This is a genomic window from Streptomyces araujoniae, assembly GCF_050871195.1.
Lineage (GTDB): Bacteria > Actinomycetota > Actinomycetes > Streptomycetales > Streptomycetaceae > Streptomyces > Streptomyces bacillaris.
Window position 1 is genome coordinate 2,667,481 of sequence record NZ_CP194070.1, and the last position, 23,226, is coordinate 2,690,706.

The window sequence follows — 23,226 nt, forward strand, 5'->3', positions numbered from 1 at the left end:
CCCGGGGCCCCGCACCCCCGCGGGCCCCCGAGGCCTGCGGGCGGGGGAAAGCCCCGGGAAGCCCCCGGCCGGCCCGGACACTCCCTAAGCCGCCGGGCGGGCCGGTCCGGCGTGTCCGGCCGGGCCCAGCAGGGCCCGGATCGGATGCCACAGCTCCTGCCCCGACTGGAGCGTCAGGTGCCCCTGCGGCCCCTCGCCGGACGCGTCCGCCGTCGGCGCGCCGCGCCACAGCAGGCCGTCCGGGTGGTGCAGCACCGCCGTCACCTCGTCCGGTGTGGGCGGTGCCGCGTTGCCGCGCAGATAGACCGCCCGCAGCCCCAGATTGCGCAGCCTGGTCAGGGCGCGCGCCCGGTTCGCGGCGTGGACCAGCACTCGTACCGGAGCACCTGGCTCCGCGCCCGTACCGCCCGGTCTGGTGAGGGTCAGGGCGACCACCACCGAGCCGTTGGGCAACCTGCAGAAACCTCCGCCTGCCATGATCCGCACTCCCCCGTGAGACGTCGTGTCAATAAGGATGTGAACAAGACGCACCTAAACACGATCGGCCGCCGCCCGCTAGAGGGCGACGGCCGATCATGCTCTGACCTGGGGTTTTACTGAATTATCGGCCCGAGGGGCTGACGAGCACGGTCATCGTGCGGCCGTCCAGCGGCTCGTGGACGATGGAGATGCGGGTGTTGGTGTCAGAAACCTTGACACTGCCCGTCGGGTTCTCCTTGTACCAGTAGGTGCCCTTCCGGTCGTCGAAGACCGGGTTGCCCAGGGCGGGCTTGATGTACAGCGGGACGTCCGCGTTGTGGAGCGTGAAGCCCTTGTTCGGGTACCAGCTGAACGGGGCGTCGAACGGCTGGATCTTGTTCCGGACGAGCGAGCCGTCCTTCCACTTCAGCGGCTTGGCGTGCGCGTCGACCGGCAGGATCAGACCCTGGCCCGGGTGGACCGAGGTGTTGTTGTCCTTCTGGGAGGTGTCCCAGAGCCAGACCAGCAGACCGGTCTGGTACGCGTAGTGCTCGACCCAGCTCGGACGCGTGGTGGAGAAGCCGAAGTTGTACGGGCCGACCTTGAGGGTCTCGTCGTAGCTGACGTACTGGCGGTTCTCCGCGATGTAGTACTGCGGGTAGTCCTTCGAGAAGGACTCACCGATCCGCGAGAAGCCCTTGGCCGTCCAGCCGTTGTCGTCGCCCTCGGCGTTGTCCGAGAAGAGCGTGGCACCGTCGGCCGTGATGGTGATCTCGTCGGCGGTGAAGCCCTTGCCGCCCGCGCCGCCGTCCGTCTGGTAGCGGAAGCGGAGGTCGACCTTCTTGCCCGCGTAGGCGTCCAGCGGGAAGGAGAGCTTCTTGTACGAGCCCGAGACATCGGTCAGCGCCGGCTTGTCGCTGGCGTCGCGCGGGATGGCCTGGCCGTCGGCGGTGCCGTCGAGCGCGGTCCAGCTGGTGCCGCCGTTGTCGGACACCTCGGTGTAGAGGTAGTCATAGTCGGCCTCGATGTCGTACCAGCCCGAAAGGTCCAGCTTGGCGGAGGACTTGCCGGTCAGGTCGACCGAACGGGTCAGGGTGTTCGACAGGTTGTCGCCCTGGTCGCTCCACCACTGCTTGGTGCCCTGGGCAGGCTTGACGACGGTGGTGGTGACGGACTTGGCCGGCAGCTCGACGACGAGTGCCTGCGGGTCCTTGGTGTTGTACTCCGAGACGCCCAGCTTGTGCAGCGAGGTCTTGGCCGCCTTGGCCTTGTCGTAGTCGAGCCAGCCCAGCTGGAGCTTGTCCCACGAGGTCATGTCGCCCGGCAGGTTGCCGATCTCGCCCTTGCCGGTGCCGAGCCAGGAGCCCGCCGACATCAGGGACCAGAAGCCGACCGAGTTCTCGCCGCCGCCGGAGGTGTCGTACAGGTCCGGCAGACCGAGGTCGTGGGCGTACTCGTGGGCGAAGACGCCCAGGCCGCCGTTCTCGGGCTGGACGGTGTAGTCACCGACCCAGATGCCCGTGTCACCGATCTGCGCGCCACCGGCCTTGTTGTACTCGGGGCCGGTCGCACCCGCGTTGGTGCCGTACGCGTACCAGCGGTGCGCCCAGATGGCGTCGCCGCCCTGCGCGCCGCCGCCCGCCGACTCGTCCTCGCCGGCGTGGACCAGCTGGAAGTGGTCGATGTAGCCGTCCGGCTCGTTGAAGTTGCCGTCGCCGTCGTGGTCGTAGCGGTCCCACTGGTCGTACTCGGCCAGGTTCGCCTTGATCTCGGCGTCGGTGCGGCCCTTGGCCTTCTGGTCCGCGACCCAGGCGTTGACGCCGTCGCGGACCGCGTCCCACACGTTGGCGCAGTTGGACTGGCCGCAGTAGTTGGAGCCGTAACGGGCCTCGTTGTACTCGACCTTCACCCAGTCGGAGACCTCGCCCTCGACCGAGTAGCGGCCCGAGGAGGTCTTCTCGTAGTAGGTCTTGAGCGAGTGGACGCCCTTGCCCTCGCCGAAGTACAGCTTCTCGAAGTGCGCCCGGTTGTAGTCGGCCTTCCAGGCGGTGCTGTTGTCCTGCTTCGGGTCCGGCTTGGCGATCTCGTTGTGCGCCGGGCCGGGCGTGCCGCCGTACTTCTTGACGGGCGGCTTGGGGCCGTCGCCGTCCGGGTCGAACATGGTGGTGTCGTCGACCTTGTCGCCGAACTCCAGCAGGATGGTGAAGATCTTGTCGGTCTTCTCCCGGCCGAGCTCGACGTACTTCTTGTCGTCGAGCTTGACGACCTTCGAACCGCCCTTGGTCGTCACCTTCTTGTCCCCGGCGAGCACCTGCTCCAGCGCGGCCTCCCGCTGCGCTGCCTGCTGCTCGCTGAAGGGACCTTCGAGGTTGTGCTCCACGTGCCCCTTGCCGGGCGCCGGGTCATGGCGGTCGGCGGTGGGAGCGGCGGAGGCGACGGAACCTGACGTGGTGTCATGCGCCTGGGCGGTGGCGAAGGTGGACGCCGTCGCAGCCGTCGCGGCCATGGCCACGACAACAGCAGCGGCGCGAAGCGCCCGTCTCTGATTGGTCACTTGATGCAGTCCTCCCCGGGCGTTCCGCGTGGCGGCCAGGGGGGTATGGAGAGGGCCGCGCGCGTGAACGCGTCACAAGTGACGACATTCGATCGGAGTTGCGAGAGAAAAGACAGACCTTGACTTGAACAGACCAAGTGCACTATGCAGGAGCGCTCTTCCGGTATGCGGACGGATCCTCCGCCAACGGGCGCTCCGCACGGTCCGGTTGGCGGGAGACGTGACTCCGTGCGCCCCCTGTGCACCGGTACCGTGGGTTAGGTCACGCTTACTACCGGTCCCGGTCGGGCATCCACCGTCGTAGGGTCGGAAGGTACCTGTGCAGGTTCCGACCGCCCGCCCATCCGACGTCCCGAGGACGGAAACCGCCATGCCGCGTCCGACCGCCGCACAGCTCGTCTACGGTTCGGCCACCGTCGTCTGTACGACCCTCGCCCTGCTGCTGATCTCCGGTACGGAATCGGGGATCGGCGTGGCCATCGCCGCCACGACCGGGCTCGCGCTCGGCCTGCTGGTGGCCGTACGGCTGCCGCAGCCCGCGCCGCAGCCGCGCCCCGCCGCGCACCACCCGCGGACCGCGTCCGCCGGCGCCGCCCGCACGCGCCACCTGCCGGACGCCTTCGGGGCCCAGGAGCGCGTCCCGGCCGCCCGCCCGGCCCGGCAGGACGAGCACTCGCTGCGCCGCTGAGCCGGCCGCGGTCCCGGCAGCCGGGCGGGGGTGTCCACCCGCCCGGCCGTCGCCATGGCCGGATCCGGCGCGGTCCGGGCCGGTGAGCGGTCCGGATGTCAGGCCCTAACGGGCCACGACCACCACGGTCTTGGCCGCCTTGTCCTGCAGCGCCTGCCGGTAGGGCTTGTCCGTGAACATCAGCACGATGTTGATCAGCCACCACAGGCACGGGCAGCACAGCAGCGCCGGGGCCCAGAGCACGACGGCCCGCATCAGCGCCGCGCTCGTGTCGGGCACCCGCCCGTCGTTGAGCATCGCCACCCGCAGCTTCAGCAGCCGCTTGCCGATCGTACGGCCGTCCTTGTGCGTGAAGTAGGTGTCGTACGCGACGTAGACCACGAGCCCGATGAGCGACCAGAGCAACTGGTGTCCGCTGTAGGCGGCGTTGAACCCGTTGTCCCCGTCCCCGTCGACGTCGATCGCGCCGCCCCAGGGCAGCGAGATCAGATAGAGCGGGATCGAGATGATGAGGAAGTCGATCAGCCGCGCCAGGATCCGCTTGCCCGGCTCGGCCAGCGGCGGCATCCCGGCCAGCGGATCAGGAGCCCCGAAACCCGCACCGCTGCCGTACGGGTCGTTCGGCGGGGGCGGCGGCGGAGGGGGCGGCGCGCTTCCGTACGGCGGCTGACCGTACGGCGGCTGACCGTCTGACGGCGGAGGCTCCTGCGGCTTCTTGAGGAACGGATCGTCGTCCTCGGGCGGCTGGCCGGGCGTCGGCTGGTCGTTGCTCATGGGGGGAGTGCACCCCGTGCCACCAGGGCTCGCAACGGCTCGGGGGCGTTCGGGGGACGCGGCGCGGCATACGGGTCCGGACCGGCGTGTCGCCGCACGTCCGGGCAGCTCTTCGGATAAGCGGACGGGCGGCGGCTCCGCTCAGCCCGCCACGAACGTCCGGGCCGCCTTGTCGTGCCAGCACTGGCGCCAGGGGCGGTCGACCAGGCACCAGAGCACGTTGGCCACCCCGATGACCAGGAGCCCGAGCACCCCGTAGACGAGCCAGCGGCGTAGGGCGGCCCCCACGGTGGGCGTGTCGTGGGACTCGATGTCCCGTACGTCGAGCCCGAACAGCTTCTTGCCGAGCGTCCGGCCCCACTTGGCGGTGGGCAGCGCCTCCAGCAGGAAGCCGAGGACGAGGAAGGCCGCGAGCAGGGCCCCGAGCAGCGCCCCGGTGGTGGCGTCCAGCAGCCAGACGGTGACGGTCTCACCGGTCTGCTTGGCCGCGGTGATCTTCCGGTCGATGTGGTCCAGCCCCCGGGTGGCCAGGGGCACGGCCACCGCGCCGACGGCCGCGCCGAGCACCAGGTTGTCGACCAGCCGGGCCGCGAACCGCTTGCCGAGCCCGGCGGGCCGGGCCGCCGTCTGCGCCCGGACCATCTGCTGGAAGGGGTCGTCGGCCGCCGGGGGCTTCCAGGGCACGACGGGCTGGTCGGCGGCCGCGGGGGCGGCCTGCGCGAAGGGGGACGGCTGGGGGCCCGGCTGGTTCTGCTGGGGCACGGGGTGGGGCTGGTCCTGCTGAGGGGCCTGCTGTTGCTGTGGCGGTGCCTGCTGCCGGGACGTCTGCGGCTGGGATGCCTGCTGCGGGGGCCTCGGCTGTTGGGATGCCTGCTGCGGGGGCGTCCGCGGCTGGGCTGTCTGCGGCTGGGGCGTCTGCTGCTGCGGTTCGGGCTGGGCCAGTTGGTGGACCTGCTGCGCCCAGGACGCCGAACCGCCCCCGGGGCCGGCGGTGAGCGGGGTGCGCGGTGCCGCCGGGCGTACGGGCTCGGGGGCGGCGGGAGCGGGTGCCGGGGCAGGTGCGGGAGCGGGTGCCGGGGACGGTGCGGGCACCGGGGCAGGGGCGGCGGCGGAGACCTGGACCGGGCCCTGGACCGCGCCGTGGACCGGGCCCTGGGGAGCCTCCTGGGGAGCCGGGGCGGAGGCGGGGAGGGCCGCCGCCTGCCGCGGGCCCGTCGCGCGGATCGCGACCGCCCCCTCGGCCGGCGGACGCGCCCCCGCCTCCTCCCCGGGCGCCCGCATCCCCGGCAGCGCGCCGCCGGTCGGGTCCTGGTCGAGGGGCGCCCTCGGGTCGTGGGCGGGCTCCGGCGCCGTACCGCCCCACGCGACCGGCCGGTCCCCCGGACCGCCGAAGCCGCTCTGGCGCGCGGAGTCCGCCTGCCAGACGGACCCGGCACCCGGGCCGGACCCGGCCCCGGCGGAGGCCGCGCCCCCGGCCTCCTCCTCGTCGAAGAAGATCGGCCCGGTCTCCTCGGCCTGCGGTGCGGTGGCCGGGGCAGGAGCCGGGGAAGGGACGGGAGCCGGAGAGGAGAGGGGAGCAGGGGCGGGAGAGGAGGGAGCGGCGGACTGCTGGGGGGCGGGCCGACTCGTACCGGGGACCCAGGCCGCTCCGTTCCAGTACCGGACGTAGCCGGGGATGGAGGGGTCGGGGTAGTAGCCCTCGCGGGGGCTGTCGTCACCGGGTGCCGGAGTTGGCGCGCTCATCAGCGGGTCCCGTATCTCTTCGAGGCCTCAGGCCGTTCGGCGCCGGGAGGGCGGACGGCCTCCATACAAGGGTCCACATCTATCAGACCGCCACGTATCCCCGGGCCGGTCCGCCGCTTTGGGACCACTTCCGAAACGGATCGAAGTTTTTTTGAGAAGTCGCGTAATAGGTGGCGGGGAGGGCTCTCTCTCCTTGTGCGGGACGGTCAGCGGGACCGTCCCAGGAGCACCGGAAGGTCGTGCATTCCCATGATGAACATCGTGGAACGTGAGCTGGAGCTGAAGCTCGTCCTGTCCCCCGAGCGGTCCATCCCGGTCCCCGCCCGGCTGACGTACCGCACCGACGACCCGTACGCCGTGCACATCGCCTTCCACATCGGCTCGGAGTCGCCCGTGCACTGGACGTTCGCCCGGGAGCTGCTGGTGGAGGGGGTGTTCCGGCCGTGCGGGCACGGGGACGTGCGGATCTGGCCGACCAAGGTCGACCAGCGCAGCGTGATCTGCGTGGCCCTCACCTCCCCCGACGGCAACGCCCTGCTGGAGGTGCCCTCGGCCGCCGTGTCCGCCTGGGTGGAGCGGACCCTGCGCATCGTGCCGCCGGGCACCGAGGGCGAGCGGCTCGGGATCGACGAGGGGCTGGCGGAGCTGCTGGCCCCGCTGCCGGCGGACGACCTGTGGCTGAGCGACCCCTGGTCGGCGGACGAGCCGTCGGCCCAGGACGGTGAGGCGTGAGGTCCCCTCAGCGCGTGAGGGCCCTCTCAGGGCGCGGGGTTCAGAAGAGTTTGCCGGGGTTGAGGAGGCCGAGCGGGTCGAAGGCGGCCTTGATACCGCGCTGCAGCGCGATACCGGTCTCGCCCAGTTCACGGGCGAGCCACTCCTTCTTGAGGACGCCCACGCCGTGTTCGCCGGTGATGGTCCCGCCCAGCTCCAGACCGAGCGCCATGATCGCGTCGAAGGACTCACGGGCCCGGCGGGACTCGTCGGGGTCGGTGTGGTCGAAGCAGACGACGGGATGGGTGTTGCCGTCGCCCGCGTGCGAGCAGACGCCGATGGTGAGCCCGTACTCCTCCGCGATGGCCGCGGTGCCCGCGAGCATCTCGCCGAGCCGCGACCGCGGTACGCAGACGTCGTCGATCATCGTGGCGGACTTGACGGCCTCCAGCGCGGGGAGCGACATCCGGCGGGCCTGGAGGAGGAGTTCGGACTCGGCCGGGTTATCGGCGGGGACCACTTCGGTGGCCCCGGCGGCGGTGCAGAGCGCGCCGACGGCGGCGAGGTCGGCGACGGGGTCGGGGGTGTCGAAGGCGCAGAGGAGGAGCGCCTCGGTGGTCTCGGGCAGCCCCATGGAGGCGAGCCGGTTGACGGCACGCACGGTCGTACGGTCCATCAGTTCGAGGAGTGACGGGGTGTGACCGCGCTCCATGATCCGGCACACAGCGTCACAGGCGGCGGCAGCGGAGGGGAACTCGGCGGCGAGGACGAGCTGCTGCGGCGGCCGCGGTTTGAGGGCGAGGACGGCCTTGACGACGATCCCGAGGCTGCCCTCGGAGCCGACGAGGAGCCGGGTGAGGTCGTAGCCGGCGACCCCCTTGGCCGTGCGGCGGCCGGTGGTCAGGAGCCGCCCGTCGGCCAGGACGACGTCGAGACCGAGGACGTACTCGGCGGTGACCCCGTACTTCACGCAGCACAGGCCGCCGGAGGCCGTGCCGATGTTGCCGCCGATGGTGCAGGTCTCCCAGCTGGAGGGGTCCGGCGGGTAGTACAGCCCGTGCTCGTCGACGGCGCGTGAGAGCACCGCGTTGACCACTCCCGGTTCGACGACGGCGATCCGGTCGACCGGGCTGATCTCCAGGATCCGGTCCATCTTCACCAGGGAGAGCACGATGCAGCCGTCCGAGGCGTTGGCCGCGCCGGACAGGCCGGTACGGGCGCCCTGCGGGACGACCGGGACGCGCAGCGCGGTGGCCGTGCGCATGACGTGCTGGACCTGCTCGACCGTGCGCGGGAGCACGACGACGGCCGGGGTGCCGGCCGCGCAGAAGCTCGCCATGTCGTGGGCGTAGGACGCGGTGACGTCCGGGTCGGTGATCAGGGCCTCGGGCGGAAGGCCGGTGCGCAGGCGTTCGAGAAGATCGCTCATGATCCAAGCGTGACACCCGGGGCCAATGGTGTGAACCCGTCGGCGACGGCGATCCCAGAACGCGGTGTGCTCGTATGACTGACGCACAGTGAGGGCCATGGATGTCATGCCCCAGCAGGATCCCGAGTCCCGCCGGACGCCCGGACCGTCCCCGCACGACCGCAGCGCCCGTTCCGGAGCCGCACACGACGCGACGCCCGGTGGAGTGCCCGGTGCGGACCCCTCCGTGACGCCCGCCGGAGAGCCCGTCGCGACGACCGGCGCGGACCCGTCCGTGACACCCGGCGCGGACCCCTCCGTGCTGCCCGCCGAAGGCGCCACCGCCGTACCGCCGCCCCCTCCCACCCTGCGGACGACCCTGCGCAGGGCCGCGTTCGGGGCGGTGGCGGCCGGGGTGCTGCTGGCCGGGGCGCTCGTGGCCGTGCCGGACCGGGGGCAGGACGCGGCGAAGGAGCCGGGGCCCGTGGAGCGGGCCGAGGCGGCGGCGACCGCGGGCTCCCCCGCCTCCCTCTCCGACCTGACCGCCCTGATCGGGGACCGGCAGCAGTGGGTGGAGTCCCACCCGCAGGACGCGCCCTCGTGGGCGACGCTCGGTTCGGCGTACGTGGAGTGGGGGCGGCGCTCGGCGGACGCGGCGTACTACGAGCGCGCCGAGGAGGCGCTGAAGCGGTCGCTGGCGGCGCAGCCGGGTGAGCGGGGCAACGGCGAGGCCTGGATCGGGATGGCGGCCCTGGCCAACGCCCGGCAGGACTTCCTGGCGGCGAAGCGCTGGGGCGAGACCGTACGGAAGCAGGAGCCGGGGACCTGGCGCGTCTACCCGGTCCTCATCGACGCGTACACCGGGCTCGGGGACCGGAAGGCGGCGACCGAGGCGACGGAGAAGTTCGGGGAGCTGCGCAAGGGCGTCCCCGCGCTGGCCCGGACCGCCGAGCTCTACCGCGGCCAGGGGTGGCGCGAGGACGCCCTGGCCACCGCCCGGGAGGCGGCCGACCGGGCGACGGCCCCGGCCGAGAAGGCCGAGGCGCTGCACCGGCTGGGCGAGCTGGCCTGGGAGCGGGGCGAACCGGAGGAGGCGGTGGCCCAGTTCGACGCGGCCCTGCGCACGGACTCCGGCCACCACGCCTCCCTGGCGGGCAAGGCGCGGGCGCTGGTCGCGCTGGGCCGCACCGACGAGGCGCTGGCCGCGTACCAGAGCGTGCTCGCCAAGCTGCCGCGCCCGCTGTACGCCCTCGAACTGGGCGAGCTGTACGAGTCGCTCGGGCTCGACGGGGACGCCCGGAGCCAGTACGCCGAGCTGGAGAAGCTGCTGGCGCGGTCGAAGGCGGCCGGGGTGGACGAGTCGGTGCTCCGGGCCCGGTACGAGAGCGAGCACGGGGACCCGGCCGTGGCGGTGGAGCTGCTGCGCGCCCAGTGGAAGAAGCAGCACCGCGGCGCTGCCGTGGCGGACGCGCTGGGGTGGGCGCTGCACCGGGCGGGGCAGTCGGAGGAGGGGCTGACGTATGCGCGCCGGGCGGTGGACACGGGGGTGCGGAACGCCTCGTACGCGTACCACCTGGGCGTGATCGAACGGCAGCTGGGCGAGCACGGCGCGGCCCGCCGCCATCTGGACGAGGCGCTGCGCACCAATCCGGCGTTCTCGCCGCTGGACGCGCCGAAGGCCCGGGAGGCGCTGGACGCCCTGGGCGAGCCGCCGCCGGGCGGACCGGGGGCGACGGGCCGCTGAACACGGCTGTCCGTCGCCGCGCGCGACCGCGGTCCGGGGTGCTGCCCCGGACCGCGGTCGTGTGAGGGATACGTACGGCTCAGAGGTTGCCGCGCTTCTCCTGCTCGCGCTCGATGGCCTCGAAGAGGGCCTTGAAGTTGCCCTTGCCGAAGCCCATGGAGCCGTGGCGCTCGATCATCTCGAAAAAGACGGTCGGGCGGTCCTGGACCGGCTTGGTGAAGATCTGCAGCAGGTAGCCGTCCTCGTCGCGGTCGACCAGGATCTTCAGCTCGCGCAGGGTCTCGACCGGCACCCGGGTCTCGCCGGCCCACTCGCCGAGGGTGTCGTAGTAGGAGTCGGGGGTGTCCAGGAACTGCACACCGGCCGCGCGCATCGAGCGGACCGTGGCGACGATGTCGTTGGTGGCGAGCGCGATGTGCTGGACGCCGGCGCCGCCGTAGAACTCCAGGTACTCGTCGATCTGCGACTTCTTCTTCGCGATCGCCGGCTCGTTGATCGGGAACTTCACCTTCAGCGTGCCGTCCGCGACGACCTTCGACATGAGGGCGGAGTACTCCGTGGCGATGTCGTCGCCCACGAACTCCTTCATGTTGGTGAAGCCCATGACCTCGTTGTAGAAGCCGACCCACTCGTTCATCCGGCCCAGCTCGACGTTGCCGACGCAGTGGTCGATGGCCTGGAAGGTGCGCTTGGCCGGCGGCTCGACGATCGGGGCGGCGGCGGCGTAGCCGGGGAGGTAGGGGCCGTCGTAGCCGGAGCGCTCGACCAGCGTGTGGCGGGTCTTGCCGTAGGTGGCGATGGCGGCGAGGACGACGGTGCCGTGCTCGTCCTTGACCTCGTGCGGCTCGGTGATGCCCCGGGCGCCGTGCTCGACGGCGTACGCGTAGGCGGCGCGGGCGTCCGGGACCTCGATGGCGAGGTCGACCACGCCGTCGCCGTGGGCGGCGACGTGGTCGGAGAGGAAGGTGCCCCACTCGGTGGATGCCTTGATCACGGAGGTGAAGACGAAGCGGGCGGCGCCGTTGGTGAGGACGTAGCTCGCGGTCTCGCGGGTGCCGTTCTCCGGTCCGGAGTAGGCGACCAGTTTCATGCCGAAGGCGGTCGAGTAGTAGTGGGCGGCCTGCTTGGCGTTGCCCACGGCGAAGACGACCGCGTCCATTCCCTTCACCGGGAAGCGGTCGGCCTGCGCGGCGGTGTCAGGGCTGGTGTGCAGAGTCTCAGTCATGTTCGAAGGCTCTCCCCGCATCGCAAGGTGCGCAATAGTTTGCGCATTCGCTGGTCAATGTGTGCAGTGGATCGCCATGATGGCCGGACTATCTGTACAGGCTGACCACCGGAGGCGGGCCATGGCGATCGATCATCTGGACGGCCGGCTCATCGTGCTGCTGGCACGGGAGCCGCGCATCGGCGTCCTCGAAGCATCCCGGCGGCTCGGCGTGGCGCGCGGGACCGTGCAGGCGCGGCTGGACCGCCTTCAGTCGAATGGCGTCATCCGCGGTTTCGGCCCGGACGTCGATCCGGCGGCGCTCGGCTACCCGGTCACCGCGTTCGCCACGCTGGAGATCAAGCAGGGCCAAGGCGCCGACGTACGGGCCCATTTGGGCGGCGTACCGGAGGTACTGGAGCTGCACACGACCACCGGCCACGGGGACATGCTCTGCCGGCTCGTCGCCCGCTCGAACGCCGATCTCCAACGGGTGATCGACCGGGTTGTCGGATTTGATGGCATCGTCCGGGCCTCCACGGCGATCGTGATGGAGAACCCGGTTCCGCTGCGGATCATCCCGCTGGTGGAACAGGCGGCCCAGGACACCGTCTGAGCCGGGGAAATCCGGGCAGGGGATGGTCCGGGGAAGCGCCGACCGGGGCGAACCCGAGCACCGACCGATCCGAAGGAGTGCCGTGTGAGCTTCTGGGAGTACCTGAGCACCCGCCACCAGCAGCTCCTCACGGACGCGTTCCAGCACGCCAGCGCCGTCTTCCAGTGCATGGTCATCGCCACCCTGCTGGGTGTGCTCATCGCCGTGGTGGCCTACCGCAGCGGCTGGGGCGGCTCGCTGGCCATCAGCTCCACGGCGACGATCCTCACCATCCCCTCGCTGGCCGCGATCGGTCTGCTGATCCCGCTGGTGGGGCTCGGGGTGGCGCCGACGGTGATCACCCTGACGCTGTACGGGCTGCTGCCCATCGTCCGCAACGCCATCGTGGGGCTGCGGGGGGTCGATCCCGCGCTGGTGGACGCGGCGACGGGCATCGGGATGTCCCGGACGGCCCGGCTCTGCCGGGTGGAGCTGCCGCTCGCCTGGCCGCCGATCCTGACCGGGATCCGGGTCTCGACCCAGATGCTGATGGGGATCGCCGCCATCGCCGCGTACGCCTCCGGACCCGGCCTCGGCAACGAGATCTTCCGGGGCATCGCCTCGCTGGGCAGTGCCAACGCCATCAACCAGGTCCTGGCGGGCACGCTCGGCATCGTCGTGCTCGCCCTGCTCTTCGACGCCGCGTACGTCCTGCTGGGACGGCTGACCATCCCGAGGGGGATCCGTGCCTGAGACCGAGACCGTTCCGGAGAGGGAGAGCACCGCCACCTCCGGGGCCACGATCCAGCTGGAGAACCTGACCAAGAAGTACCCGGGCAACCCGAACCCGGCCGTCGACAACGTCTCGATGGAGATCAAGGCCGGCGAGACCGTGATCTTCGTCGGCCCGTCCGGCTGCGGGAAGTCCACCACGCTGAAGATGATCAACCGGCTGATCGAGCCGACCTCGGGGCGGATCAGGATCGGCGACGAGGACGTCACCGACATCGACCCGGTGAAGCTGCGCCGCAAGATCGGGTACGCGATCCAGTCCTCCGGCCTCTTCCCGCACATGACGGTCGCGGACAACATCGCCCTGGTCCCGAAGATGGTCGGCTGGTCCAAGTCCCGGGTGAAGGACCGGGTGGAGGAGATGCTCGACCTGGTGGGCCTGGACCCGCGCGAGTTCCACGGCCGCTATCCGCGCCAGCTCTCCGGCGGGCAGCAGCAGCGGGTGGGCGTGGCGCGGGCGCTGGCGGCGGACCCGCCCGTGCTGCTGATGGACGAGCCGTTCGGGGCGGTCGACCCGATCACCCGCGACCACCTCCAGGACGAGCTGATCCGGCTCCAGCACGAGCTGCACAAGACGATCGTGTTCGTCACCCACGACTTCGACGAGGCGATCAAGCTGGGCGACCGGATCGCGGTGCTGCGGGAGCGGTCGCACATCGCGCAGTTCGACACCCCCGAGGCGATCCTGACCAACCCGACGGACGACTTCGTCTCCGGCTTCGTCGGCGCGGGCGCGGCCCTCAAGCGGCTGAACCTGACCCGCGTACGGGATGTGGGCATCGCGGAGTTCCCGACGGTGACGGTCGAGGACCCGCTCCAGACGATCTTCAACAAGCTGCGGAACGGCCCGCACAACGAGCTGCTGATGCTGGACCGCCGCAACCGCCCGTACAAGTGGCTGCGGCGCGGCGACCTGATGCGGGCGCGCGGTTCGCTGGCGCGGGCCGGGCAGCTGGTGCACGACACGGTGACCCGGGACGCCACGCTGCACGACGCGCTGGAGGCGGTGCTGACCGACAGCGGCGGCCGGGTGGCGGTGACCGGGCGGCGCGGGGAGTTCATCGGGGTCGTCGACATGAAGACGCTGATGGACAACGTGCAGGAGCTGCTGGAGGCCGACCGGCTGACCGCGATGGAGCACCAGCACGAACTGGAGGAGCAGCGGGTCCACCAGACCCAGCAGGAGCTGGAGGGAGGTGGCCGCGGAGTATGAGCCCCAGCCATCAGTCGGGCTCCGGCAAGAGCCCGGCCACCCCCACCCGGCCGCCGGGCGAGCACGACGTCAAGGGCCACGCCTTCCACGACGAGGAGAGCGACCCCTCCCCCGCCCCGCCCGCTCCGGCCCGCAGGATCACCTGGCGGAAGCTGGTCGTCCTCCCCCTGGTCCTGGTGGCCGTCCTGGTCGTCACGTACGTCTGGATCACCAACATCCACCTGGACTCGATCGCGGAGAACTCCCTCTCCGGCGGAAACGTGCAGCTGCGCTGGTGGCAGCACGTCCGGCTGACGGCGATCTCCACCTTCTGGGTGCTGATCATCGCGATCCCGCTCGGCATCGCGCTGACCCGGCGGCGGCTGCGGAAGGCGGCGCCGGTCTTCACGGCGCTGGCCAACATCGGCCAGGCGACCCCGGCGATCGGTCTGCTGGCGCTGCTGGTGATCTGGCTGGGCATCGGCCCGCGTACGGCGATCATCGGCATCGTGATCTACGCGGTGCTGCCGGTGCTCTCCAACACGGTGGCGGGGCTGCGGGCGATCGAGCCGAACATGATCGAGGCGGCGCGCGGGATGGGGATGTCCGGCCGGGGCGTCCTGTTCAAGGTGGAGCTGCCGCTCGCGGTGCCGCTGATCCTGGCGGGCGTGCGTACGGCCCTGGTCCTGAACGTGGGCACGGCGACCCTGGCCACGTTCGGCGGGGGCGGCGGTCTGGGCGACCTGATCACCTCGGGGATCCAGACGCAGCGGATGCCGGTGCTGATCATCGGCTCGGTGCTGACGGTGGTACTGGCGCTGCTGGTGGACTGGCTGGCCTCGCTGGCCGAACTGGCGCTGACGCCGCGCGGGTTGGAGGAGCGGTGAGGGGTACGTACACAAGGTCCTGCCGGGTGCGGAGGACGGCGGCCCTGTCCCTGGCACTGGCCCTGCTGGTGGCCGGGTGCGGGCTGAAGAGCGGCTCCCCGATGGTGGACGACGTCTCCCCCGGCTCGGTCGGGCGGGGCGAGCCCCTGAAGGGCGCGACGCTCACGGTGACCTCGAAGAACTTCAGCGAGAACATCATCCTCGGCCAGATGACCGGCCTGGTCTTCAAGGCGGCCGGGGCGGAGGTCATCGACCGCACGAACCTGCCGGGCTCGATCAGCGCCCGCGAGGCCATCATCAACGGCGACGCCGACGCCCAGTGGGACTACACCGGCACCGGCTGGATCACCTTCCTCGGCCACGCCGACCCGATCGCGGACCCGAAGAAGCAGTACGAGGCGGTACGGGACGAGGACCGCGGCAACGGCGTGGTCTGGCTGCCGCCGGCCCCGCTCGACAACACGTACGCGCTGGCCATCAGCAAGAAGAACAACGCCCAGTACAAGCTCAAGACCCTCTCCGACGTGGCGGCCCTGGCGAAGAAGGACCCGTCCGCGGTGACGATCTGCGTGGAGAACGAGTTCGCCTCCCGGGACGACGGGCTGCCCGGCATGGAGAAGAAGTACGGGATGAAGATCCCGGCGGGCAACATCCAGAAGATGGACGCCGGAATCATCTACACCCAGGTCTCGGAGTCCAACTCCTGCCTCCTGGGCGAGGTGTTCACCACGGACGGCCGGATCAAGGCGATGGACCTGGACGTCCTGGAGGACGACAGGCACTTCTTCCCCAACTACAACGCCTCCCCGGTCATCCACCTGGCGACCTTCGAGAAGTACCCGGTGATCGCGGAACTGCTGGCCCCCCTGGCGGAGAAGCTGACGACGGAGGTCGCCCAGACCCTGAACGCGAAGGTGGACGTGGACGGGGAGGACCCGCACGAGGTGGCGAAGGACTGGCTGGTGGCGGAGGGGTTCATCGAGGAGGGGTGAGGCCCGGGCGGCGGGCGTCCCGGCGGGTCCCGCGCCGGGCCGGGGTCAGCAGCCCGGGACCTTGCCGCCGCTCTCCAGGGCCTTGAGCGCGTCCACCGCGCCGCCCAGGGTCGTGACCGGGATCAGCCGCAGGCCGTCGGGGCGCTCGGATTCCGCCTGGCGGCACTCGGCCTTCGGGACGAGGAAGACGGTGGCCCCGTCGCGGTGGGCGGCCTGGACCTTCATGGAGACCCCGCCGACCGCGCCGACCGCGCCGTCCGCGGTGATCGTCCCCGTACCGGCGATGGTGCGGCCCCCGGTCAGGTCGCCGCCCTTCCCGTTGCCGTCGAGCTTGTCGATGATGCCGAGGGAGAGGAGGAGACCGGCGCTGGGCCCGCCGATGTCCCCGAGGTCCACGCTCACCCTCATCGGGCCCGGCTCGCGCTTCAGCTGGTTCAGGGCCGCGTCGACGGCGACGTTCTGGGACTCCTTCATGTCGTTCAGGTTGTGCTGCTCGATCTCCTTCTCGGAGCCGCCGGTCGGGTAGACGGAGTCCCGGGGCATGACCGCCCGGTCCGTACGGAACCAGCCGTCCACCACAGCACCGATCCGGACGTCCGCCTTGGGCCCGGTGGCGACGATGGTGGTCATCCGCAACTGCCCCTCGGTGGCCCGGGTCTCGGCGCCCGTGATGGTGATCACCGGCTCGCCCCCCTCCTCGCCCAGCACATCGGCCGTCACCCCGGGCTGCGCCAGGGTGAACGGGAGCGGCGCGAGGGCCGCCGTACCGAACAGGGCGAGGAGGGGCAGCGCGCAGAGGGCGAGGGCGCGGGGGCGCGAGAGACGAGTGAGCACGCGTCCAATCTAGCCGCCGGGCGGAGACGGGAACGCGCCAGGCGTACGCCCGGCCGCGCACCCTGCCCGTGCCCGCCCCCCGTCCGTACGGAACGGGCGCCGCCTGCCGCAGCGTGTCCGCTACCGGAGCGCGTCCGCCACTTCCCTCGCCGCGTCCAGCACCCGGGGGCCGACCCGCTCCGGTACGGCGTCGGCGAGCATGACCACGCCGACGCTGCCCTCCACCCCCGAGACCCCGACCAGCGGCGCTGCCGCCCCGCTGGCGCCGGCTTCGAGTTCGCCGTGGGTGAGGGTGTAGCCGGGGTGGCCGGCGGTCGTGTGCTGGCGGGCGGACAGGATGGCGCGGCCGGCGGCACCCCGGTCCAGCGGGTGGCGGAAGCCCGCCCGGTAGGCCACGTGGTAGTCGGTCCAGGTGGGCTCGACGACGGCGACCGCGAGGGCGTCGCTGCCGTCGACGAGCGTGAGGTGGGCGGTGGCCCCGATGTCCTCGGCCAGGGAGCGCAGCGCGGGGAGCGCGGCCTCCCGGACGAGCGGGTGCACCTGTCGGCCCAGTCGCAGCACCCCGAGTCCGACCCGGGCGCGGCCGCCCAGATCACGGCGGACGAGGGCGTGCTGCTCCAGGGTGGCGAGCAGCCGGTAGACGACGGTCCGGTTGACCCCGAGTTTGTTGGACAACTCGGTGACGGTCAGGCCGTGGTCGGTATCGGCGAGCAGTTTGAGGACCCGCAGTCCTCGGTCGAGCGTCTGGGAAGTCTCCGCTGTCACGACGCCCTCTCCTCTTCGGGTGAGCGACGGCGGCCCTGTTCCGGGGGTTGCGGCACCGGTCCCAGCGGCGACGCACGGAGAGGCCGCCGGTCTGGCCATAGGCACCGGCTGCGCTCCGCGGCGGCTCTGCCACGGGGCGTTCATATGGCCGGGACAGTAGCGAGCCAGTCCGCTCAGCGGAAGCCCTCGTCCAGAATCCGGGCGCTCCCCGGGACCGGGCCTTGACCGTACGGCATAACCGCCGGTCAGCGCGGTGGCGTCCGAAACGCGAACATCTACGCGCGTCCAGGTCGAGAGACACGGCGGCGGCCGGCGGCACACCCCGCGTGAACCGGCGTTAACTCACCGTGGATGGAGGGGCCCACAAATTTTTGTGCGGCCCGCTCCGGAGGGACCGGAACGAGCCGCACAGGGGCGGACGGGCCGCACAGGGCCGGGAGGTGCGCCCGCCCGCCGGGGCATCCGCCCGCCGGGGCGTCCGCTGGCCGGGGGGGCGCTGGCCGGGGGGCGTCCGCCCGTCACTTCATCCGGGTCGCCCACTCCTGGACCTTGGCGATCCGGGTCTGGATCTGATGGGCCGTCGCCTCGGCGCTCGGGGGGCCGCCGCAGACGCGGCGCAGCTCGTTGTGGATCACGCCGTGGGGCTTGCCGCTCTGGTGGGTGTAGGCGGAGACCATCGTGTTGAGCTGCTTGCGCAGGCTCAGCAGCTGCTTGTGGGTGACCACGGGCCGGGCCTCGGCGGGCTTCTCCAGGAGGTCGGCCTCCTCGGCCGGCTTCTGGCGGCTGTGCGCGATCTGGCGGCTCTGGCGCTTCTGGAGCAGGAGCTGCACCTGGTCGGGTTCGAGGAGGCCGGGGATGCCGAGGTAGTCCTGCTCCTCCTCACTGCCCGGGTGGGCCTGCATGCCGAACTCGGCGCCGTCGTACAGCACCCGGTCGAAGACCGCGTCCGACTCCAAGGCCTCCCAGGGGAGTTGGTCCTCGGTCTCCTCGTCCTGAAGCTTCTCGGCGTCGGCGAGGAGCTGGTCCTCCTCCGCGAAGGGGTTCTCCTCGTCGCCGGCCTTCTTCGGCTTGTCGAGGACGTGGTCGCGCTCGACCTCCATCTCGTTGGCGAAGTCGAGGAGCATCGGGATCGTCGGCAGGAAGACGGAGGCGGTCTCGCCGCGCCTGCGGGAGCGCACGAAGCGGCCGACGGCCTGGGCGAAGAAGAGGGGGGTGGAGATGGTGGTCGCGTACACGCCGACGGCGAGCCGGGGCACGTCGACGCCCTCCGACACCATGCGGACGGCGACCATCCACCGCGACTCGTCCGCGCTGAACTTGTCGATCTTCTTCGAGGCGGCCTTCTCGTCGGAGAGGACGACGGTCGGGGTCTCGCCGGTCACCTTCTTCAGGATCTTGGCGTACGCGCGGGCCGAGTCCTGGTCCGTCGCGATGACGAGCCCGCCCGCGTCGGGGATGCCCTTGCGGACCTCGGTGAGCCGCTTGTCGGCGGCGGCCAGCACATTGGGGATCCAGTCACCGGTGGGCGAGAGCGCGGTGCGCCAGGCCTGGCCGATGGCGTCCTTGGTCATCGGCTCGCCGAGCCGGGCCGCGATCTCGTCACCGGCCTTGGTGCGCCAGCGCATGTTGCCGCTGTAGCTGAGGAAGATCACGGGACGGACGACGCCGTCGGCGAGCGCGTTGCCGTAGCCGTAGGTGTAGTCGGCGGAGGAGCGGCGGATGCCGTCGTTGCCCTCCTCGTACTGGACGAAGGGGATCGGGTTGGTGTCCGAGCGGAACGGCGTACCGGTCAGCGCCAGCCGCCGGGTCGCCGGGTCGAACGCCTCCTGGCAGGCCTCGCCCCAGGACTTGGAGTCACCGGCGTGGTGGATCTCGTCCAGGATCACGAGCGTCTTGCGCTGCTCGCACCGGTTGCGGTGCAGCATGGGGCGGACGCCGACACCCGCGTAGGTGACGGCGACGCCGTGGTACTCCTTGCTGAGCGGACCGGCGCTGTACTCCGGGTCGAGCTTGATCCCTATCCGGGCGGCCGCCTCCGCCCACTGCTTCTTGAGGTGCTCGGTCGGGGCGACCACGGTGATCTGCTGGACGACGTGGTGGTGCAGCAGCCACGACGCGAGGGTCAGCGCGAAGGTGGTCTTGCCGGCGCCGGGTGTGGCGACGGCGAGGAAGTCGCGCGGCTGCTCCTGGACGTACCTCTCCATGGCCCCCTGCTGCCAGGCTCGCAGCTTGTTGGCGGTGCCCCAGGGGGCGCGGCCGGGAAAGGCGGGAGAGAGGTGGTGGGAGGAGGCGGTGGTGGTGGTAGTCACGGTCTCCGGTTCGGGGCTCTCGGGTACGTGGGGCGCTGCCCGTACCGCACCCGGCCCGAGGGACCCGGCCCGCGATACGACAACCGGGCCACCCTACCGGGGGCCCGGGTGAGAACCCGTACGAACGAGTCGCGGTTCGAGTCCGTTGAGACCCTCTTCACAACTGCGGCTACCGGGCGAACCGCGGCAACTGCTCGGCGATCTTGGGCATGTCCAGAGCCCCCTGGCACGTGGCCAGCACAAACCGCTCCGCTTCGTCGACATCGAAGTGCGGATCGAGCGGATGGCCGTTCATGTGGAGAAAGACCCAGGTCGCGTACCACGCGATGCGCTTGTTGCCGTCGACCAGCCCGTGGTTGCGGGCCAGGGACTCCATCAGGGCCGCGGCCTTCTGCCAGACGTCCGGATAGGCGTCCTGGCCGAACACGCTCGCCTGCGGTCGGGCCAGGGCAGACTCCAGCAGCCCGTAGTCGCGCACCTCCGCAGCGCCTAGCCGCTGCGCCAGGTTCAGCAGCTCGGGCAGGTTCACGTACTGCATCAGGCGAGCCTCCGGTTCAGCTCCTCACTCGCCTTCAGGACGTGGTCCGCGGCCTCGTTGAAGAGCCGCGAGTGCTCGTTTATGGCAGTGATCACCGCGTCGTGGGCGAACGCCTGCATGCTCTTGCCCTCCGCCTCGGCGCGGGAGCGCAGGGAGTCCAGCTCTTCTTCGGTGAACCGCAGATTCAGACCAGCCATAGGCCCATGGTACCGAGTGGTACCGCGCGGTACCACTCACTTCTCCCGTACGACCACCCGCGTAGCCACCCACGCCCCCACCACCGCGACCACCGCCATCGGCACGAACACCGCCGCGAAGGCCGCCGGGTGGGAGCCCGTGGCCGCGCCGGACACCGTGCCGTGGGCCGCCGCGCCCAGGGCCTTGCCGCCGAGGGCGGCGAAGGCGGCGCCGCCCAGGGCCAGGAGGAGGACATTGGAGAGGCCGTCGGAGATCTGGAGGGCGGCGGAGTTGGAGCCCGCCTCCTCGGGGGCCGAGAGCTTCAGGAGCAGGACGCTGGTGGAGGCGATGACCATGCCCATGCCGAAGCAGCCGAAGGCCCAGGCCACGGCGACGATCCAGACCGGGACCGCCTCGATCAGCACGGTGGGGGCGACGGCGATGGACGCGGCCACGAGCACCATCCCGCTCACCATCAGCCGCTGCCGGTACGGCTCCAGGCGCGGCCGGGACTGGACGAACGAGCCGAGCGCCCAGGTCGCCCCGCCCACCGCCAGGGAGAGGCCCGCCATGGTCGGGGTCAGGCCGCGCTGGGTCACCAGCATCAGCGGGACGAAGGACTCGGCCGCGATGAACGAACCGGCCGCCACCCCGCGCAGCAGGATCACCGAGGGCAGCCCGCGCGCCGCCCGTACGGTCCCGGTGGGCAGCAGGCCCCGTACGGCGGGGACCAGCAGGGCGACGCCCGCGGCGGCGGGGAGCACCGCGAGCCAGTTCAGCTCCTGGCCCGCGTACTGGAGCAGCGCGGCCCCCGCCGAGATCCCCAGCGCGAGCCGGATGCGCCGGCGGTCGTACGGCTGCGCCGGCGCGTCCGGGTCCGCCGGGCCCGAGGCCATCCGGCGGATCTGCGGGAGGGCCAGGGCCAGCGGGATCACGATGAGGACGGGGATCCCGACGAAGACCCACCGCCAGCCGAGCTGCTCGGTCACCGTCCCGGCGGCCAGCGGCCCGACCACGGACGGGATCACCCAGCTCGCGGCGAAGGCGGCCATGATGGCGGGCCGGATGCGTTCGGGGTAGGCCCGCCCGATGACCACGTACAGGGCGACGATCACCAGCCCGCCACCGAGCCCCTGGACCGCCCGGCCCGCGATGAAGACCCACATGGAACCCGCCGCCCCGGAGAGCAGCAGCCCCACGCCGAAGGCGGTGATCCCGGTGGCGAGCGGCTGGAGCGGCCCGCGCCGGTCGGCCCACTGGCCGGAGAGCACCATGGCGAAGAGGCTGGTGGTGAAGTACGCGGAGAAGGCGAACGCGTAGAGCGGGATGCCGTGCAGCTCCCGCGCGGCCACCGGCATGGCCGTACCGACCGCCGTCGCCTCGAACGCGATGAGGAACACCACGGAGACGATGCCGATGCTCAGCGCCCGGTAGGTCCGCCCGAGCACCCCCTCGGCGGCCGCCTCCGCGACCGCTCCGCCCAGGTCGCCGGGGAGGGTGTCCGGCATCCCGGGCCGTACGTCGCCGGGTATCCCGGTCTTCAGATCGGCGGGAAGATCCGCCGGCAGCCCGGTCCCCGGGGCGGCGGCCCCGCCCCGGGGGTCACCGCCCCGGGACGCACCCGCCGGGCGGCGGTCGTGCGGCCGGTCGGCTCGGCGGTGCTCGTAGGGTGACGGTGGCGGCGGTTCGGTCGGCGCGGGGCGCGGGGCATCGGTGCCGTCGCGCTGTTCGGGGGCGGTCATTTCCCCAGAGTAAGGGGCGTGGCGCGGTTTGAGACCTGTCGCTGTGCCCGGTCGGGATCGTCCCTTGGTCGTAGGCCGGAGGGCCGGGCGTGAACGGCGTATGGCGGTCGTGTTGCGTACCGGCCCTTTCCCTTGTCGCCCGCTCCCCGCGCCCCCTAACGTCGTTCACGAAGCAGCAAACGCTTGGCCGTGTGCCCGAGAGGCTCAGGGGCTCGACTGCAACTCGAGTTACACCGGTTCGATTCCGGTCACGGCCTCCGGAAGAAGCGAACGCGGTGAGGGCCGCCCCCGTCGGACGGGGGCGGCCCTCACGCTTGCCGGGTGAGCGGTCGCCGCCGCGATCAGCCCGCCTTCAGCTGCGCCATCACCTCACGCATGTCGGTGATCAGGTCGGCGTGGTACGGCTCCGCAGCCGGGGTCTCGGGCTCCACCGGGGGTGGCTCCCTGCCCTCGTCGGAGCCCGCGTAGTCCATGGTGGTGGAGAGCGTGAGCGTGATGACGGCGCCGCCCTCCACCACCCTCAGCTCGGAGGAGCTCTCGTCCACGGCCAGGAGATAGGCGCGGTCGCCCAGGCCGGGCACCGGTTCGACGCGGTCCGCCCCGTCCCCCCAGCGCGTCTCCTCCTTGCGGGCCTCGAACTCGGGGAGGGGGTCGGTCTCCTTGTGGAGTTCGGCCTCCAGCCCCACGTGGAGCCCGTACCGCCACCCGTAGCCGTCCTCGGAGGACTTGGGGGCGGTGAGGGTCATGGAGCACTCGATGGTGTCGAGCGCCGGGTGTTCGATGCTGCCGGGTACGAGGCCCGGGGCGTCGGCGCGCTCCCCCACCGACGCGGTGAGCGCCGTCATGCGCATCGTGGAGCAGGAGCGGGCGTCCAGGTGGTAGCCGTGGGTGTCCGGCCTGGGGGCGGGGCCGATGCCGTACGCGAAGACGGCCGCCGCCCAGAGCGCGGAGGCCGTCAGCGCTCCGGCCGCGGCCCAGAGCAGGCCGCGTCCGCGTCCGCGCCCCGTCCCCGTCGGCGGCTTCCGGTCGGAGTCGAAGCCGCCCACCGCCTCTGCGGTGCGGTCGGGTCCGAACGCGCCTATCAGCTCCGGCTCGGAAATCATGCCGGTACCCCCCGT

Annotated in this window: 21 protein-coding genes and 1 tRNA gene; 9 read left to right on the forward strand and 13 right to left on the reverse strand. The window is 71.7% G+C overall.

The features are described 5' to 3' along the window. Positions 1-84 precede the first annotated feature (84 nt). Together ACQ9ZG_RS11300 and ACQ9ZG_RS11305 are read right to left on the reverse strand one after the other, a co-directional pair. Positions 85-477 (reverse strand): hypothetical protein, encoded by a 393-nt coding sequence (locus ACQ9ZG_RS11300; protein WP_028418367.1) that lies wholly within the window; start codon positions 475-477, stop codon positions 85-87. Between the two features lie 124 nt (positions 478-601). Further along, positions 602-3,013: an immune inhibitor A domain-containing protein gene (locus tag ACQ9ZG_RS11305; RefSeq protein WP_028418366.1), complete on the reverse strand. Its 2,412-nt coding sequence runs from the start codon at positions 3,011-3,013 to the stop codon at positions 602-604. A gap of 370 nt (positions 3,014-3,383) precedes the next feature. On the opposite strand from ACQ9ZG_RS11305, the gene ACQ9ZG_RS11310 reads away from it, so the two are divergent. Continuing rightward, positions 3,384-3,701 (forward strand): hypothetical protein, encoded by a 318-nt coding sequence (locus tag ACQ9ZG_RS11310; protein ID WP_499280408.1) that lies wholly within the window; start codon positions 3,384-3,386, stop codon positions 3,699-3,701. Between the two features lie 105 nt (positions 3,702-3,806). On the opposite strand, the gene ACQ9ZG_RS11315 is transcribed toward ACQ9ZG_RS11310, so the two are convergent. Both ACQ9ZG_RS11315 and ACQ9ZG_RS11320 read right to left on the reverse strand, forming a co-directional pair. Continuing rightward, positions 3,807-4,475 carry an RDD family protein gene (locus ACQ9ZG_RS11315; RefSeq protein ID WP_028418364.1) on the reverse strand — a complete coding sequence of 223 codons (669 nt, stop codon included), beginning with the start codon at positions 4,473-4,475 and terminating at the stop codon, positions 3,807-3,809. Between the two features lie 141 nt (positions 4,476-4,616). Continuing rightward, the gene (locus ACQ9ZG_RS11320) at positions 4,617-6,218 is read right to left on the reverse strand and encodes an RDD family protein (RefSeq protein WP_499280410.1); all 1,602 of its coding nucleotides are present in this window, start codon (positions 6,216-6,218) and stop codon (positions 4,617-4,619) included. Positions 6,219-6,467: 249 nt separating this feature from the next. On the opposite strand from ACQ9ZG_RS11320, the gene ACQ9ZG_RS11325 reads away from it, so the two are divergent. Next, positions 6,468-6,950: an SsgA family sporulation/cell division regulator gene (locus tag ACQ9ZG_RS11325; protein WP_018488599.1), complete on the forward strand. Its 483-nt coding sequence runs from the start codon at positions 6,468-6,470 to the stop codon at positions 6,948-6,950. Between the two features lie 40 nt (positions 6,951-6,990). On the opposite strand, the gene ACQ9ZG_RS11330 is transcribed toward ACQ9ZG_RS11325, so the two are convergent. Further along, positions 6,991-8,358: an FAD-binding oxidoreductase gene (locus ACQ9ZG_RS11330; protein WP_109917372.1), complete on the reverse strand. Its 1,368-nt coding sequence runs from the start codon at positions 8,356-8,358 to the stop codon at positions 6,991-6,993. Between the two features lie 97 nt (positions 8,359-8,455). Here ACQ9ZG_RS11330 and ACQ9ZG_RS11335 point away from each other — a divergent pair, with 97 nt between their 5' ends. After that, positions 8,456-10,081, forward strand: coding sequence for a tetratricopeptide repeat protein (locus ACQ9ZG_RS11335; RefSeq protein WP_499280411.1), 1,626 nt, complete (start codon positions 8,456-8,458; stop codon positions 10,079-10,081). 79 nt (positions 10,082-10,160) lie between these two features. On the opposite strand, the gene hppD is transcribed toward ACQ9ZG_RS11335, so the two are convergent. Next, the gene (hppD, locus tag ACQ9ZG_RS11340; protein ID WP_028418359.1) at positions 10,161-11,306 is read right to left on the reverse strand and encodes a 4-hydroxyphenylpyruvate dioxygenase; all 1,146 of its coding nucleotides are present in this window, start codon (positions 11,304-11,306) and stop codon (positions 10,161-10,163) included. 121 nt (positions 11,307-11,427) lie between these two features. Here hppD and ACQ9ZG_RS11345 point away from each other — a divergent pair, with 121 nt between their 5' ends. The 5 genes from ACQ9ZG_RS11345 to ACQ9ZG_RS11365 all read left to right on the forward strand — a co-directional run bounded on the left by ACQ9ZG_RS11345 (position 11,428) and on the right by ACQ9ZG_RS11365 (position 15,743). Then, positions 11,428-11,901 (forward strand): Lrp/AsnC family transcriptional regulator, encoded by a 474-nt coding sequence (locus ACQ9ZG_RS11345; RefSeq protein WP_018488595.1) that lies wholly within the window; start codon positions 11,428-11,430, stop codon positions 11,899-11,901. 84 nt (positions 11,902-11,985) lie between these two features. Then, positions 11,986-12,633 (forward strand): ABC transporter permease, encoded by a 648-nt coding sequence (locus ACQ9ZG_RS11350; protein ID WP_018488594.1) that lies wholly within the window; start codon positions 11,986-11,988, stop codon positions 12,631-12,633. Beyond that, the gene (locus ACQ9ZG_RS11355) at positions 12,626-13,885 is read left to right on the forward strand and encodes a betaine/proline/choline family ABC transporter ATP-binding protein (RefSeq protein ID WP_028418358.1); all 1,260 of its coding nucleotides are present in this window, start codon (positions 12,626-12,628) and stop codon (positions 13,883-13,885) included. Before ACQ9ZG_RS11350 ends, ACQ9ZG_RS11355 begins: the two co-directional genes overlap by 8 nt. Continuing rightward, entirely contained in the window at positions 13,882-14,751 is an 870-nt protein-coding gene (locus tag ACQ9ZG_RS11360; protein ID WP_028418357.1) for an ABC transporter permease, read from the forward strand. The genes ACQ9ZG_RS11355 and ACQ9ZG_RS11360 overlap by 4 nt, the downstream gene beginning before the upstream one ends. Before the next feature lie 26 nt (positions 14,752-14,777). After that, on the forward strand, positions 14,778-15,743 hold the full coding sequence (locus ACQ9ZG_RS11365; RefSeq protein WP_109915286.1) for a glycine betaine ABC transporter substrate-binding protein: 966 nt from the start codon (positions 14,778-14,780) through the stop codon (positions 15,741-15,743). Between the two features lie 45 nt (positions 15,744-15,788). Here ACQ9ZG_RS11365 and ACQ9ZG_RS11370 read toward each other — a convergent pair whose 3' ends face one another. The 6 genes from ACQ9ZG_RS11370 to ACQ9ZG_RS11395 form a co-directional block, all read right to left on the reverse strand. Beyond that, positions 15,789-16,577 carry a S16 family serine protease gene (locus ACQ9ZG_RS11370; protein WP_109915287.1) on the reverse strand — a complete coding sequence of 263 codons (789 nt, stop codon included), beginning with the start codon at positions 16,575-16,577 and terminating at the stop codon, positions 15,789-15,791. Between the two features lie 120 nt (positions 16,578-16,697). Beyond that, positions 16,698-17,342, reverse strand: a complete 645-nt coding sequence (locus ACQ9ZG_RS11375; protein WP_018488589.1) for an IclR family transcriptional regulator — start codon at positions 17,340-17,342, stop codon at positions 16,698-16,700. Between the two features lie 518 nt (positions 17,343-17,860). Next, positions 17,861-19,651 (reverse strand): DEAD/DEAH box helicase, encoded by a 1,791-nt coding sequence (locus tag ACQ9ZG_RS11380; protein WP_109917385.1) that lies wholly within the window; start codon positions 19,649-19,651, stop codon positions 17,861-17,863. A gap of 169 nt (positions 19,652-19,820) precedes the next feature. Next, entirely contained in the window at positions 19,821-20,189 is a 369-nt protein-coding gene (locus ACQ9ZG_RS11385) for a type II toxin-antitoxin system death-on-curing family toxin (protein ID WP_109917384.1), read from the reverse strand. Further along, positions 20,189-20,386, reverse strand: coding sequence for a hypothetical protein (locus tag ACQ9ZG_RS11390; protein WP_018488586.1), 198 nt, complete (start codon positions 20,384-20,386; stop codon positions 20,189-20,191). The genes ACQ9ZG_RS11385 and ACQ9ZG_RS11390 overlap by 1 nt, the downstream gene beginning before the upstream one ends. A gap of 36 nt (positions 20,387-20,422) precedes the next feature. Next, entirely contained in the window at positions 20,423-21,874 is a 1,452-nt protein-coding gene (locus ACQ9ZG_RS11395; protein ID WP_499281590.1) for an MFS transporter, read from the reverse strand. 419 nt (positions 21,875-22,293) lie between these two features. Here ACQ9ZG_RS11395 and ACQ9ZG_RS11400 point away from each other — a divergent pair. Further along, positions 22,294-22,365: transfer RNA gene (locus ACQ9ZG_RS11400), tRNA-Cys, on the forward strand. A gap of 84 nt (positions 22,366-22,449) precedes the next feature. Here the strand turns inward: ACQ9ZG_RS11400 and ACQ9ZG_RS11405 are convergent. Further along, entirely contained in the window at positions 22,450-23,211 is a 762-nt protein-coding gene (locus ACQ9ZG_RS11405; protein WP_028418352.1) for a hypothetical protein, read from the reverse strand. Between the last annotated feature and the right edge of the window lie 15 nt (positions 23,212-23,226).

What these genes read in the sequence shown, in the direction of transcription:
- ACQ9ZG_RS11300 (WP_028418367.1), bottom strand. Translation starts at nt 477, where the DNA reads ATGGCAGGCGGAGGTTTCTGCAGGTTGCCCAACGGCTCGGTGGTGGTC.
- ACQ9ZG_RS11310 (WP_499280408.1), top strand. Translation starts at nt 3,384, where the DNA reads ATGCCGCGTCCGACCGCCGCACAGCTCGTCTACGGTTCGGCCACCGTC.
- ACQ9ZG_RS11315 (WP_028418364.1), bottom strand. Translation starts at nt 4,475, where the DNA reads ATGAGCAACGACCAGCCGACGCCCGGCCAGCCGCCCGAGGACGACGAT.
- ACQ9ZG_RS11320 (WP_499280410.1), bottom strand. Translation starts at nt 6,218, where the DNA reads ATGAGCGCGCCAACTCCGGCACCCGGTGACGACAGCCCCCGCGAGGGC.
- ACQ9ZG_RS11325 (WP_018488599.1), top strand. Translation starts at nt 6,468, where the DNA reads ATGATGAACATCGTGGAACGTGAGCTGGAGCTGAAGCTCGTCCTGTCC.
- ACQ9ZG_RS11330 (WP_109917372.1), bottom strand. Translation starts at nt 8,358, where the DNA reads ATGAGCGATCTTCTCGAACGCCTGCGCACCGGCCTTCCGCCCGAGGCC.
- ACQ9ZG_RS11335 (WP_499280411.1), top strand. Translation starts at nt 8,456, where the DNA reads ATGGATGTCATGCCCCAGCAGGATCCCGAGTCCCGCCGGACGCCCGGA.
- hppD (WP_028418359.1), bottom strand. Translation starts at nt 11,306, where the DNA reads ATGACTGAGACTCTGCACACCAGCCCTGACACCGCCGCGCAGGCCGAC.
- ACQ9ZG_RS11345 (WP_018488595.1), top strand. Translation starts at nt 11,428, where the DNA reads ATGGCGATCGATCATCTGGACGGCCGGCTCATCGTGCTGCTGGCACGG.
- ACQ9ZG_RS11360 (WP_028418357.1), top strand. Translation starts at nt 13,882, where the DNA reads ATGAGCCCCAGCCATCAGTCGGGCTCCGGCAAGAGCCCGGCCACCCCC.
- ACQ9ZG_RS11385 (WP_109917384.1), bottom strand. Translation starts at nt 20,189, where the DNA reads ATGCAGTACGTGAACCTGCCCGAGCTGCTGAACCTGGCGCAGCGGCTA.
- ACQ9ZG_RS11390 (WP_018488586.1), bottom strand. Translation starts at nt 20,386, where the DNA reads ATGGCTGGTCTGAATCTGCGGTTCACCGAAGAAGAGCTGGACTCCCTG.
- ACQ9ZG_RS11395 (WP_499281590.1), bottom strand. Translation starts at nt 21,874, where the DNA reads ATGCCGGACACCCTCCCCGGCGACCTGGGCGGAGCGGTCGCGGAGGCG.
- ACQ9ZG_RS11405 (WP_028418352.1), bottom strand. Translation starts at nt 23,211, where the DNA reads ATGATTTCCGAGCCGGAGCTGATAGGCGCGTTCGGACCCGACCGCACC.